The organism is Micromonospora sp. WMMD1082 (assembly GCF_029626175.1).
Lineage (GTDB): Bacteria > Actinomycetota > Actinomycetes > Mycobacteriales > Micromonosporaceae > Micromonospora.
Map to the genome: position 1 here is coordinate 7148977 of NZ_JARUBM010000002.1, position 11878 is coordinate 7160854.

14 protein-coding genes are annotated in these 11878 nt (G+C 71.1%); 8 read left to right on the plus strand and 6 right to left on the minus strand.

All coding sequences use genetic code 11. The annotated features are described in order from the left end of the window. Positions 1 to 97: 97 nt before the first annotated feature. The gene (locus tag O7615_RS32890) at positions 98 to 409 is read left to right on the plus strand and encodes an antibiotic biosynthesis monooxygenase (RefSeq protein ID WP_278181684.1); all 312 of its coding nucleotides are present in this window, start codon (positions 98 to 100) and stop codon (positions 407 to 409) included. Between the two features lie 12 nt (positions 410 to 421). Here O7615_RS32890 and O7615_RS32895 read toward each other — a convergent pair whose 3' ends face one another. After that, entirely contained in the window at positions 422 to 655 is a 234-nt protein-coding gene (locus tag O7615_RS32895) for a hypothetical protein (protein ID WP_278181685.1), read from the minus strand. 198 nt (positions 656 to 853) lie between these two features. Between O7615_RS32895 and O7615_RS32900 the strand changes: the two genes are divergently transcribed. Next, the gene (locus O7615_RS32900) at positions 854 to 1096 is read left to right on the plus strand and encodes a winged helix-turn-helix domain-containing protein (protein WP_278181686.1); all 243 of its coding nucleotides are present in this window, start codon (positions 854 to 856) and stop codon (positions 1094 to 1096) included. Positions 1097 to 1121: 25 nt separating this feature from the next. Here the strand turns inward: O7615_RS32900 and O7615_RS32905 are convergent, their stop codons facing one another. Next, a complete protein-coding gene (locus tag O7615_RS32905) occupies positions 1122 to 1787 on the minus strand; it encodes a class F sortase (RefSeq protein WP_278181687.1) in 666 nt (221 codons plus the stop codon). Positions 1788 to 2336: 549 nt separating this feature from the next. Next, positions 2337 to 3071, minus strand: a complete 735-nt coding sequence (locus O7615_RS32910) for a hypothetical protein (RefSeq protein ID WP_278182322.1) — start codon at positions 3069 to 3071, stop codon at positions 2337 to 2339. A gap of 226 nt (positions 3072 to 3297) precedes the next feature. Here O7615_RS32910 and trmB point away from each other — a divergent pair, with 226 nt between their 5' ends. The 3 genes from trmB to O7615_RS32925 all read left to right on the plus strand — a co-directional run bounded on the left by trmB (position 3298) and on the right by O7615_RS32925 (position 7097). Further along, positions 3298 to 3942 carry a tRNA (guanosine(46)-N7)-methyltransferase TrmB gene (gene trmB / locus O7615_RS32915; protein ID WP_278182323.1) on the plus strand — a complete coding sequence of 215 codons (645 nt, stop codon included), beginning with the start codon at positions 3298 to 3300 and terminating at the stop codon, positions 3940 to 3942. A 90-nt stretch (positions 3943 to 4032) separates the two neighbouring features. Further along, positions 4033 to 6537 (plus strand): DEAD/DEAH box helicase, encoded by a 2505-nt coding sequence (locus tag O7615_RS32920; protein ID WP_278181688.1) that lies wholly within the window; start codon positions 4033 to 4035, stop codon positions 6535 to 6537. 2 nt (positions 6538 to 6539) lie between these two features. Continuing rightward, the gene (locus tag O7615_RS32925; RefSeq protein ID WP_278181689.1) at positions 6540 to 7097 is read left to right on the plus strand and encodes a GNAT family N-acetyltransferase; all 558 of its coding nucleotides are present in this window, start codon (positions 6540 to 6542) and stop codon (positions 7095 to 7097) included. On the opposite strand, the gene O7615_RS32930 is transcribed toward O7615_RS32925, so the two are convergent. After that, entirely contained in the window at positions 7070 to 7690 is a 621-nt protein-coding gene (locus O7615_RS32930; protein ID WP_278181690.1) for a DinB family protein, read from the minus strand. The two genes, O7615_RS32925 and O7615_RS32930, sit on opposite strands and share 28 nt — an antisense overlap. A 126-nt stretch (positions 7691 to 7816) precedes the next feature. On the opposite strand from O7615_RS32930, the gene O7615_RS32935 reads away from it, so the two are divergent. The 3 genes from O7615_RS32935 (at position 7817) to O7615_RS32945 (ending at position 11200) form a co-directional block, all read left to right on the plus strand. After that, complete coding sequence (locus tag O7615_RS32935; RefSeq protein WP_278181691.1) at positions 7817 to 8461, plus strand: hypothetical protein; 645 nt, start codon at positions 7817 to 7819, stop codon at positions 8459 to 8461. 389 nt (positions 8462 to 8850) lie between these two features. Then, complete coding sequence (locus O7615_RS32940; RefSeq protein WP_278181692.1) at positions 8851 to 9555, plus strand: hypothetical protein; 705 nt, start codon at positions 8851 to 8853, stop codon at positions 9553 to 9555. 289 nt (positions 9556 to 9844) lie between these two features. After that, the gene (locus tag O7615_RS32945) at positions 9845 to 11200 is read left to right on the plus strand and encodes an NF041680 family putative transposase (protein WP_347405119.1); all 1356 of its coding nucleotides are present in this window, start codon (positions 9845 to 9847) and stop codon (positions 11198 to 11200) included. A 98-nt stretch (positions 11201 to 11298) separates the two neighbouring features. Here O7615_RS32945 and O7615_RS32950 read toward each other — a convergent pair whose 3' ends face one another. Both O7615_RS32950 and O7615_RS32955 read right to left on the minus strand, forming a co-directional pair. Beyond that, positions 11299 to 11664, minus strand: coding sequence for a cytidine deaminase (locus tag O7615_RS32950; protein ID WP_278181693.1), 366 nt, complete (start codon positions 11662 to 11664; stop codon positions 11299 to 11301). A 38-nt stretch (positions 11665 to 11702) separates the two neighbouring features. After that, the gene (locus tag O7615_RS32955; RefSeq protein WP_278181694.1) at positions 11703 to 11846 is read right to left on the minus strand and encodes a hypothetical protein; all 144 of its coding nucleotides are present in this window, start codon (positions 11844 to 11846) and stop codon (positions 11703 to 11705) included. Positions 11847 to 11878 lie beyond the last annotated feature (32 nt).

Genomic DNA, 11878 nt, shown 5'->3' on the forward strand with positions numbered 1-11878 from the left:
AGTTAAATCCTCAGGCCGGGGTCGAGGCAGCAACATCCCCGAAGTTGTGGGGATCATGAACACGGGCCGGGGCGGTCGCCCGGCTAGGGTGGGGGCCATGGCTGTTGTGAAGATCAACGCGATCGAGGTTCCGGCGGGAGCCGGCGAGGAGTTGGAGAAGCGGTTCGCCGCGCGGGCCCGGGCGGTGGAGAACTCCCCCGGCTTCCTCGGCTTCGAGCTGCTGCGTCCGGTGGCCGGCGAGAACCGCTACTTCGTCTACACGAGGTGGGAGATCGAACAGGCGTACCAGGACTGGGCCGCCGGCCCCGCCCGCGCCGCGCACGCCGCCCCGCCCGGAGCCGAACAGCGGCCACCCGTCGCCTCCGGCGCCACCCTCCTCGAGTTCGAGGTCGTCCAGCAGGTGCCCTGACCGGCCGGTCCGTCATCCCTTCTGGAACATCACGGCCACGATCTCGGCCGTGACACCGATCGCCCAGTCGAGCTGTGCACACTCGGCGCGCCCACGGCACTCCAGGCAGCCACCCACCGCGAACGGGTCGGCGAGCGCGCGGGTCCAGTGGGTCTCCAGCACCCGATTCGCTTCGAACAGCCGGCGCATCGGGGAATCCTCGTCAGGGTCGTCAAGCGGCACGGCGAAGACCTCTCGCGTGGTCATGATTGGTCCCGCCCAAGGGGGCAGAGTCCCTGCGTCGTGCTCCCCTGGACGGTTCATGGCGCGGTTCGCCGCTTGCCGAACGAAGAAACCCCGCCATGCGGACCATCTTAGAGACCTTTGGTACCTATAGCAATGTAGGTCTTGGAGATGTGTGTTACTCATGATCGGATGGAAGGTGCCGAGCGAAGGAACCTTCCCATGCCCATCCCGACTGGCGGCTACCGCGAGGTAGCCGAGGACCTGGCGACCCGAATCAACAGCGGCGAGTACCCGCCAGGTGAACGGCTGCCGACCTACAAGGAATTCGCCGATCTCTACAGCGTGAGCGTGACGACGGTCCAGCGAGCCATCATCATTCTTCAAGATCGCGGTCTGATCGTGGGGCTACAGGGTCGCGGGCTCTGGGTTGCCGAGGAGCCACCGAGCCAACCGCAGAAATGACGATCGCCCTCCGGCTGCCGTCGCGTCAGGGGTTGCGGGTGGTGGTGAGGGTGGCGAAGGCGATCACGTTGTCGGCGTAGCCGGTGCCACCGCCGATCCACTGGCCGCCACAGGTGATCAGCCGCAGGCCGGGTGGGCCCTCGTGACCGTAGACGCGGTCCGCCGGCAACTGATCCTTGGGAAAGTGCTCCACCGACTCCACGGTGAACACGGCCACCGAGTTGTCCTCCCGTACCACCTCGACGGTGTCACCCACCGTCAGCTTGCCCAGGTCGTAGAAGACCGATGGCCCGCTCTTCGTGTCGACGTGCCCGACGATGACCGCCGGACCCGGCTCGCCCGGCGCGGGCCCACGGTCGTACCAGCCGGTCTCCTCGTGCCGGCTCAGCGGCGGTACGGCGATCGAGCCGTCCGGTGCGTCGCCGACCGGCTTCACCGGCGCCGACACGTCGATAGACGGGACCGACAGGCGCACCGGCTTGGCGACTGTCGGTGCGGCTGGCGCACCGGCCGATGACCGCTCGCCACCGACGGCGGCCCACTCCAGCGGCCCGCCGACGGTGCGGCCCAACCCTGCCCCGGTGGCGAAGACGCCGGCCAGCACCAGCACGACGGCGAGCGGAAGCGACCAGGGGCTGCGGCCCGCCCGGTCACCACGCCCGGGTACGTGAACACCACCCGCGCCCGACACGGCGGCAGAGCGCCGCGCAACCGAGCCCGACGCCGGGCCGGAGCGCCGCGCCACCGAGCCCGCCACAAAGCCGGAGCGCCGCGCGCCGGAGTCCCGCGCCGGGCCGGGATGCGGCGCCCGCCCGCTCGACCGGGGCGTCGGGTCGTCGGCACGAGGCCCGGCCGGGCGCGGCGGGCGGCCCACGGCGGGTGGAGCGAAGATCTCCGGACGGTACGCGGGGCCGGCCCGCCGATGCGCGGGGCCGTCGGGAGGCGGCACGAAGAGGTCGGGGCGGGGTCCGGGACGAGGCGGGCTACCGGCGGGACGAGCCGCCCGCGCGGAGCCGGTGGACCGCATCGTCTGCCCAGCGCCAGCCGGCCGGGCCGCCCGCCCGGAGCCGGCGGCCCGCATCGCCTGCCCAGAGTCAGTGGGCCGGATCGCCTGCCCGAAACCGGCGGGACGAGCCGCCTGCCCGGAGCCGGCCGGGCGGGCCGCTCGTCCGGAGCCGGTGAGGCCGGGTGTACCGGCGGAACCGGTGGGTCGGGGTGCACGGGCGGCGGCCATGGCCGCTCACCGGCGGGTGCCGCGACGGCGCGCCGTCGTGACCCAGAGAACCATGCCGGTGACGGTCAGCGCCAGCCCGCCGGGGAGCAGCAGGTTGGCGGTGACGGCGCCGGCACCGCCGCCGAACCCGGTCGCCGGCCCACGGCTGGGCTTCATCTCGCGTACGACCTGGATCATGGTGGATGCGGACTCGCCGCCCCGGCACTCCAGCTTGACCCGGTAGTTGCCGGGGAGCACCCGCTCCTTGACCATGGCCGTCCCGGTCAGCAGTCCATGTTGCGGCTGCACGGCGACCCGGCCGAACGCGTCCGAGACGACGATGGTGCCCACCGAGTTGTCGTGGCAGCTCGCCCGGATGCCGACCAGGTGTCCCGGCACCACGGTGCTCGGCGACACCTCGACGAAGACCTTCGCTCCGGGCACCGGCTGCGGCGCGGCAGCCGGCTGGCCATCGAACCCTGGCTGACCATCGGGGCCTGGCTGACCATCGGGACCGGCCTGCCCGCCGGTGCCGGGCTGCCCGGCGCCGATCGGGACGGCAACCCCGGCGGCAGCCGGGACGGCGACCCCACCAGCAGCCCGGACAGCAACCCCACCGGTAGCGGGGGCGGCGGCCCGAACCGGTGCGGCGGACAGCAGCGGCGCGGCCAGCACGACGGCGAGCAGGGGGGCGACGGCCGCGAGGGTACGCAGCGGCGTGGCGAACGAGGCGGCCGGCAACGCCGAACGAGTGCGGCTCACTGGCACGATGCCCCCTCCCGGCGCGCCGGGGCAGTCGCCGGGCGCCGCCGGACACCCGGTCCTGCCTACACCGATGATGGTCTCACCACCGGTCGTACATCACATCCGGTCCGGCGCGGCACTCGCGTAGGCTCGGTTCGCTGTGACCTCCACCGACCCGGTACCCGCCGTCGCCGCGCCGCACACGGCGCGGGCGATCCGTACCTACCACCCGCGTCGCGGCCGGATGAGCGGCCGGCAGATCGCGGCGCTGGAACAGCTCTGGCCGGTGTACGGCCTGCGCGTCGCCGACGCCGCCCCGGTCGATCCCGCCGGCCTGTTCGATCCCGCCGGTCTGTTCGGCCGTCGGGCCCCGCTGGTGGTCGAGATCGGATCCGGCATGGGTGACACGACCGTCGAGATGGCCGCCGCCGACCCGGATCGAGACTATCTGGCGGTCGAGGTGCACACGCCCGGAATCGCGAACCTGCTGGACCTGGTCCACCGTCGTGACCTGGGCAATGTCCGGATCGCCGAGGGCGACGCGCTGGACCTCATCGATCTGCTGGCGCCCGGTTCGTTGGACGCGGTACACATCTTCTTCCCGGACCCGTGGCCGAAGTCCCGGCACCACAAGCGGCGGCTGATCCAACCGGCCCACGTGGCGCGGCTGCGCGCCCGGCTGGCCGTCGGCGGCACGGTGCACTGCGCCACCGACTGGGCGGAGTACGCCGAGTCGATGCGGGCGACCCTGGACGCCGACCCGGGCCTGGTCAACCTCCACGACGGCTACGCGCCCCGGCCCGCCCACCGCCCGGTGACCCGGTTCGAGCGGCGGGCGCTGGCCGCCGGCCGCCCCATCGCCGACCTGGTCTACCGCCGCCGGCGGTGAGAAGTTAGGAATGGCCCCCTCCTGACACGCATTGGCGCCGGGCCGCCCGGTTGGCGTTGACGGGCTTGATCCAGGCACCATGGACCGGCCATGACACTCACCGCCGCGCTACCGAAGACCGCCGACCCCGACACCCTCTACGACGCGTTCGCCGGCTGGGCGTCCGAGCGCGGGCTCGACCTCTACCCTCACCAGGAGGAGGCGGTCATCGAGATCGTCTCCGGGGCAAACGTGATCATGAATACGCCGACCGGCTCGGGCAAGAGCCTGGTCGCGATCGCCGCGCACTTCGCCGCCCTGGCCGACGACCGGACGACCTTCTACACCGCGCCGATCAAGGCCCTGGTGTCGGAGAAGTTCTTCGCGCTCTGCGAGGTGTTCGGCGCCGAGAACGTCGGCATGCTCACCGGCGACGCGAGCGTCAACGCCGACGCCCCGATCATCTGCTGCACGGCGGAGATCCTGGCCAACCTGGCGCTGCGCGAGGGCGCCCGGGCCGACGTCGGTCAGGTGGTCATGGACGAGTTCCACTTCTACGCCGAGCCCGACCGGGGCTGGGCCTGGCAGGTACCGCTGATCGAGCTGCCCCAGGCGCAGTTCGTGCTGATGTCGGCCACGCTGGGCGACACCACCCGGTTCGTCGGCGACCTGACCCGGCGTACCGGCCGGGCGACCGCCGTCGTCCGCTCGGCCGAGCGGCCGGTCCCGCTGCTCTTCTCGTACGCGATGACGCCGCTGCACGAGACCCTGGAAGAGCTGCTGGAGACCAAGCAGGCCCCGGTGTACGTCGTACACTTCACCCAGGCCGCCGCCCTGGAGCGCGCCCAGGCGCTGATGAGCGTCAACGTCTGCACCCGAGCCGAGAAGGACATGATCGCGCAGGCGATCGGCGGGTTCCGCTTCACCTCCGGCTTCGGCAAGACGCTGTCCCGGCTGGTCCGGCACGGCATCGGCGTGCACCACGCCGGGATGCTGCCGAAGTACCGCCGGCTGGTGGAAACCCTCGCCCAGGCCGGGCTACTCAAGGTCATCTGCGGTACGGACACCCTCGGCGTCGGCATCAACGTGCCGATCCGCACCGTGCTCTTCACCGGCCTGTCCAAGTACGACGGGGTGCGTACCCGGCTGCTCAAGGCCCGCGAGTTCCACCAGATCGCCGGCCGGGCCGGCCGGGCCGGCTTCGACACCCTCGGTCGGGTCGTGGTGCAGGCCCCCGAGCACGTCATCGAGAACGAGAAGGCGCTCGCCAAGGCCGGTGACGATCCGAAGAAGCGGCGCAAGGTGGTCCGCCGCAAGCCGCCCGAGGGCTCGATCGGCTGGGGCCAGCCCACCTTCGACCGGCTCGTCGACGCCGAGCCGGAGCCGCTCACCTCCAGTTTCCAGGTCAGTCACTCCATGCTGCTCAACGTCATCGGCCGCCCCGGCGACGCGTTCGCCGCCATGCGGCACCTGCTCACCGACAACCACGAGGAGAGTGCCGCCCAGCGCCGGCACATCCGGCGGGCGATCGCCATCTACCGCGCGCTGCGGGCCGGTGGCGTGGTCGAGGAGTTGGCCGAGCCGGACGAGACCGGCCGGCGGGTCCGCCTCACCGTCGACCTCCAGCTCGACTTCGCGCTCAACCAGCCGCTGTCGCCCCTCGCGCTGGCCACCATCGAGCTGCTGGACAGCGCGTCCCCGTCGTACGCCCTCGACGTGCTGTCGGTGATCGAGTCGATCCTCGACGACCCGCGCCAGGTGCTCTCCGCGCAACAGTTCAAGGCCCGCGGTGAGGCGGTCGCCGCGATGAAGGCCGAGGGCATCGAGTACGAGGCCCGGCTCGAACTGCTCGACGAGGTGACCTGGCCCAAGCCCCTGGCCGAACTGCTGGAGAACGCGTACGAGATGTACCGGCGCGGGCACCCCTGGGTGGCCGACCACCAGCTCTCCCCCAAGTCCGTGGTCCGCGACATGTACGAGCGGGCAATGACCTTCACCGAGTACGTGCAGTTCTACGGGCTGTCCCGCTCCGAGGGCCTGGTGCTGCGCTACCTCGCCGACGCGTACAAGACGCTGCGGCAGACGGTGCCCGAGGAGGCCAAGACCGAGGAACTGGTCGACCTGATCGAGTGGCTCGGCGAGCTGGTCCGGCAGGTCGACTCCAGCTTGATCGACGAGTGGGAGCGGCTGCGCAACCCGACCGACCTGCCGGAGGTCGCCTCCGCCCTGGCGGACCGCCCGGCGGCGGTGACCCGCAACGCGCGGGCGTTCCGGGTGCTCGTGCGCAACGCCCTGTTCCGCCGGGTGGAGCTGGCCGCGCTGCGCCGCTGGGACTTGCTCGGCGAACTGGACGCGGAATCCGGTTGGCCGGCCGACGCCTGGGCGGATGCGCTGGAGCCGTACTTCGAGTCGTACGACCGGATCGGCACCGGCCCGGACGCCCGCGGTCCCGCGCTGCTCATGATCGAGCAGGGTCGGGAACGCTGGACGGTGCGGCAGATCCTGGACGACCCGGAGGGCGACCACGACTGGGGCATCAGCGCCGAGATCGACCTGGCCGCCTCCGACGAGGCGGGCGCCGCCGTCGTGCGGATCACCGACGTCGGCCAGCTGTGAACGTGATCCATCGCCATCAGGACGACACCTCTGGGCGGCGCCCGACGCCGCACGTACGCATCATGCAGCTGAACGGCCCGACGTTCCAGGCGCTCGCCAGGGGCGACCTGGCAGCGGCGAACACGACCAGCCCCGTTCCCCTCCCGGCCCACTTCGCCGGGCCGGACTGGCGCGGGGTGTGGCGGATGCGCAGCAGGCAGGTCGAGGAGGATCCGGCCAGCGCCGCCTGGGTCACCGGCGTCATCTGGGACGACCAGCGGCACCTGGCGGTGGGCCGGGCCGGCTACCACGGGCCGCCGGACGCGGCGGGGATGGTGGAGATCGGTTACGCCGTCGACCCGGTGCACCGGCGACGCGGCTACGCCCGTGGGGCACTGGAAGCCCTGCTGCGGCGGGCCACCGAAGAGCCGCAGGTCCGTACGATCCGGGTCAGCATCAGCCCCGACAACCTGGCCTCCTATCGACTGGCATCGCAGTACGGCTTCGTCGAGGTCGGACAGCAGTGGGACGACGAGGACGGCCTGGAGATCATCTATGAGCGCGCCGCGGGCCCGTTGTAGGTAGCGTGATCGGGCTTGGTGGCGGCTGCCCTGGCAGCCCGTTCGATCTTCGCGCGCCGCGCTTCCCATAAGGCCGCGTCGGGCTGCGCGTCCGCGTACTCGGCCATGAACCCGGTCGAGCCGTCGAGCTGCTCGCGCAGGATATCGGCGTGCCCGGCGTGCCGGCTGGTCTCGGTGAGGACGTGGACCAGGATGTTGAACAGCTTCACGTCGGGGCGTGGCCACCAGGGCACGTGACCGGGCGAGTCGATCGCCAGGGCGGCGATCGTCGCGTCCGAGTGCTCCCACACGCGACGGTACCGGTCGATGATCTCCTCGCGGGTCTCGTGCTCGGTCGCCCACATGGCCGCGTCGCCCGCCTCGGCGTCGTCCCACCGGGGCAGGGCTTCGGGGAACGGCCGGTCGAAGACGTCGCCGAAGTATCTGGCCTCCGTCATCGACAGGTGCTTGACCAGGCCGAGAAGGTTGGTTCCGGTCAAGGTCAGCGGACGGCGGACGTCGTACTCCGAGAGCCCGTCGAGTTTCCACAGCATCACCTCCCGGACATCTCGCAGATCGCCGTGCAGGTACTCCTTCGCGAAGTCATCGATCATGAGGAACGATCCTGCCGTAGGCCGTCAATCTCGACTGGCGAGCATCGTGTCATCTTCCCTGGGCAATGTCAGACCCGTCGATTAGAATGTATGTACTAATCGAGTTCCTGACCTGGGAGGATGCTCGTGACCGCGCCCACCTCCACCCCCCTCACGCCGTACGCCACCCTCCTCGGTTTCACCCGGTACGTCGACCGCACCGGCCCCACCAAGGCCAGCTTCGTCGGTGGCCTGCGTCGGCAGCGGGCCAGCCGCTCCGGCTTCAACCCGCACGGCCAGTTCGTCAAGGCGCTCAAGGCCGACATCGCCTTCCACACCGGCGGCACCCATCTGGCGCAGGTGATCGACGTGGTCAAGCCCCGCTGGCGCCCGCTCTACCAGACCCTCGTGCCCGGCGCGACGGCGTGGCTGCACTCGCTCGGCAAGCCGGCCGGCGTCGACCTGGCCCAGACCCGCGACGCCCTGGCCATGCTCGGCGACCTACCAATCAAGATCAACCCCCACTTCGGCATCCGGTACGCGGACGGCCGCGCCGAGGCGGTCCGACTGCACTTCGACGAGGCCCCGCCCAGCGAGGAGGCGCTGCTCGCCGCCCTGCACCTGACGGCCCGGCACATGGACGCCGTCCTGCCGCACGCCGAGCCGGTCCTGGTCGACGTGCGCCGGGGCACCGCACACCGGATGCCCGAGGGCGCCAAGCCCGACGAGATCGAGCGCTGGCTGGCCGGCGAGGCCGCCGCCTTCCGCGCCATCTGGTCCGCCGCCGCCTGACGCCACACCGCGCCATCCCGGCACCGCAGCACCGCAGCCCTCGCGGCATCGCGGCATCCCGCCTCGCGGCACCGCAGCCTCGCGGCCTCGCAGCCTCGCAGCCTCGCGGCCTCGCAGCCTCGCAGCCTCGCGGCATCGCGGCATCGCGAGTTATCCACAGGGGCAGCGCCGGCAGGCCCCAGTCGTCCAGTGTGGAGGCCATGCCGGTCTTTCCCAGGCGGCCCCAGCAGTTGCGGGGGCGCATCTTCCGAGGCTCCGACGTGGTCTCCCGTGGGCTGCTCACGCGCACCGAATTGCGCAGCAAAGCCTGGCGGCCGCTCTTCCGAGACGTCTACGCCGATGCACACCTCGCGATCTCACACCGGATTCGATGCCGGGCGGCAGCACGATTGTTGCTGCCACCCGGCGCGGCCATCGCCGGCCGCAGCGCCGCCGCGCTGTTCAACGCTGGGACGGTCGGCGCCGACGAGCCGATCGATGTGCTCGTGCCCACGGGCCTGCGGTTCGGGCCGGTGGCGGGCCTGGTCGTGCACACTGCCGAGGTGGGCGAGGACGAGATCACGCGGCACGCGGACGTCCCGGTCACCAGCCCTCGGCGCACCTGTTGGGATCTCGCACAGTGGTGCCCTTTGGAAGATGCGGTGGCGACGGTGGATCGGCTCGCCGCCCAAGGAACGGTGCGACTGGACGACATCGGGGAGTTGGCCCGCTCCCGGATCGGCGTCCGAGGCTGGAAGCGCCTGACGCGGGTCACCGAACTCGCCGACGCCGGGGCCGAGTCCATGCCCGAGTCACGGCTGCGGGTACGCATCGTGCTGGCCGGGCTGCCGCGACCGGTAACCCAGTTCGTAGTGGAACGCCAGGGCAGGTTCATCGCCCGGGTCGACCTGGCCTGGCCGGAGCTGCGGGTGGCCGTCGAGTACGACGGGCTCTGGCACGACGATCCTGACCAGTTCCACCGTGACCGGCGACGCCTCAACCGGATCCTCGGCGCGGACTGGATCGTCCTTCACGTCACCGCGAAGCGCTTCCGCCACGACTTCGACAGCTTCCTCGCCGAACTCCGCCAAGCCCTGACCCGCCGCGCCCACTGACCCCATCTTCGCCGTCCCTCGGCGCCCCCGCCGCCCACTCCTCGGCGCCCAAGATCTGAACAACTTCGGGGATGTTGCTGTCTCAAACCTGGCCTGAGGATTTAACTCGTGGGTTGGGGGTGGTGGAGGTGGCGTGTGGTTCGTTCGGTGTGTTGGCGTGACGTGGGGCGGCCACCGCCTGATCATCGGGATCGACCAAGATCTTCGATGTGGGGCGGTGGCCGTGGCTGTCATTGTGGGTCATGCGGGTGTGGGTGGGGAAGCAACCGGGGGTGAGCGTCACCGGTTGGTGGAGTTCCGTCAGGGTTGGTATCAGTGTTTGACGCGGTGGGCGGACACGTTGTTCGAGGTGACGGATGCGGTGTTGACCACGCCGGGTTCGTTGGCGTCGTTGCCGTATCTGACGTTGGAGCCGGCGCTGCGTCGGGGGTGGGGCAGTGTGTACGCGTCGTTGTCGAGGGGGCGGGTGGACGTCGCGGCGGTGCGTGATCTGCTGATCGGTGCTCTGCCGGGGTGGTGGCCGGTGTTCGCGGTGGATGTGACGGCGTGGCCGCGTCCGGAGGCGGGGTGTTCGCCGCGGCGGGGGATGTGTCGGGTGCCTGATCCGGGTGGCGATCGGCGGGGGCGGGTGGTGCCGGGGTGGGCGTATCAGTGGGTTTGTCAGGTGTCCGCGACGCCGGATTCCTGGACGGCGCCGGTCGATGTCGTGCGGGTGGACCCTGAGGACAACGCCACCGAGGTGGCGTGTGGCCAGATGAGCGCTGTGGTGCGGGGCTTGGCCCGCCGGCGGCCGGGTGTGGTGCCGGTGTTCTGCCTGGACGCCGGTTACTGCCCGATCACCGCGACAGCTCGGGTGGCGTCCGATCCCCACGCCCCTGCCCGGATCATCGGACGCATCCGCCGGGACCGGGTCTTCTACGCCGACCCGCCGGCCAAGACCCCCGGCAGTCCCGGCCGACCCAAACAGCATGGCGATCGATTCGCCTGCGCTGACCCCACGACCTGGCCGGACCCCACCCACGAGATGCACACCGTCGATGACACCCACGGCCCGATCCACGTCCAAGCATGGACCGGGCTGCACCCCAAACCCGGCCCCCGACGCCGGTGGGCAGCGAAGAACACCAAGGGTCTGGCCGCCCCGATCATCCGCGGCACCGTCGTACGGATCAGCCTGCCCCGAACCGTCGAGGCCAGCACCCCACAAACCCTGTGGCTGTGGACCGCCGGCCCCGACCCGATCGATCTTGACCTGATCTGGCGGGCCTACCTACGCCGATTCGCCATCGAACACACCAACCGGTTCATCAAACAACACCTCGCCTGGACCACCCCAGCAGTGCGTCATCCCAGCCAAGCAGACCTGTGGACCTGGATCGTCGCGGCGGCACACACCCAACTCCGCCTCGCCCGAACCCTGATCACCGACCAACGCCTGCCCTGGGAACGACCCCTGACCACCACCACCCTGACTCCCTACCGGGTCCGACGAGGTTTCCGCAGCCTGCACCCACACCTACCCACACCAGCCAAGCCGCCGAAACCCTCCCGACCAGGACCAGGACGACCAAGAGGCAGCCGCAACCAGCAACCAACCCCACGCCACAAAACGATCATCAAGCGACGCAGACGCACGAAGCGTTAAATCGCCAAACCTGGCACGAGGCAGCAACATCCCCGAAGTTGTGCGGATCATGACCGGCGTCCGGGCGTCCGGGCGTCCGGGCGCAGGGGGTCAGGGGGTCAGGGGGCGGGGAGGGCGGTAAGCGGGACGACCCGGGGGGCGTCGGGTGGGCCGACGATCACCCGCAGCGCCGGGAAGTGCTCGGCCAGCAGTTGGTGGCACGATTCGCAGGGGGTGACCACGCTCCGCCCGCGATCGCCCACCGTCACGATCGTCTCCAGCTCTCCCACGCCCTGGGTAGCAGCGGCAGCGAGCACCACCACCTCGGCGCAGGCACCCCCGGTGTCGTGCACCACGTTCACGCCGGAGACGACCCGACCCTCGGCGGTCCGGGCCGCCGTGGCGAGGGTGTGGGCGGCGCTGCGGCAGCGCAGCTTCGCCACCGCGCTGGCGGCCTGCACCAGCGCCCGATCTGTGTCCCGCATCGTCATCGACATCCCGTGTCCCAGTCCCGGCCCGGCGATCAACGATAGACCTCGGCCAGCCGCTCGGCATGACGCCCGGCGAGCGGCACCCCACCAGCCGACGGGCCAGCACCGACCGGCGTCGCCGCGTCAGCGACCAGGAAGGGCACGCCGGTACCGGCCGCAGCACCATCGCCCTGCATCCTTTGCTCTGCTTCACTCCACGCAACAAGCA

Coding starts and splice junctions, on each gene's coding strand:
- O7615_RS32900 (WP_278181686.1), top strand. CDS start 854: ATGCCCATCCCGACTGGCGGCTACCGCGAGGTAGCCGAGGACCTGGCG.
- trmB (WP_278182323.1), top strand. CDS start 3,298: ATGAGCGGCCGGCAGATCGCGGCGCTGGAACAGCTCTGGCCGGTGTAC.
- O7615_RS32955 (WP_278181694.1), bottom strand. CDS start 11,846: ATGCAGGGCGATGGTGCTGCGGCCGGTACCGGCGTGCCCTTCCTGGTC.
- O7615_RS32950 (WP_278181693.1), bottom strand. CDS start 11,664: ATGCGGGACACAGATCGGGCGCTGGTGCAGGCCGCCAGCGCGGTGGCG.
- O7615_RS32920 (WP_278181688.1), top strand. CDS start 4,033: ATGACACTCACCGCCGCGCTACCGAAGACCGCCGACCCCGACACCCTC.
- O7615_RS32930 (WP_278181690.1), bottom strand. CDS start 7,690: ATGATCGATGACTTCGCGAAGGAGTACCTGCACGGCGATCTGCGAGAT.
- O7615_RS32890 (WP_278181684.1), top strand. CDS start 98: ATGGCTGTTGTGAAGATCAACGCGATCGAGGTTCCGGCGGGAGCCGGC.
- O7615_RS32895 (WP_278181685.1), bottom strand. CDS start 655: ATGACCACGCGAGAGGTCTTCGCCGTGCCGCTTGACGACCCTGACGAG.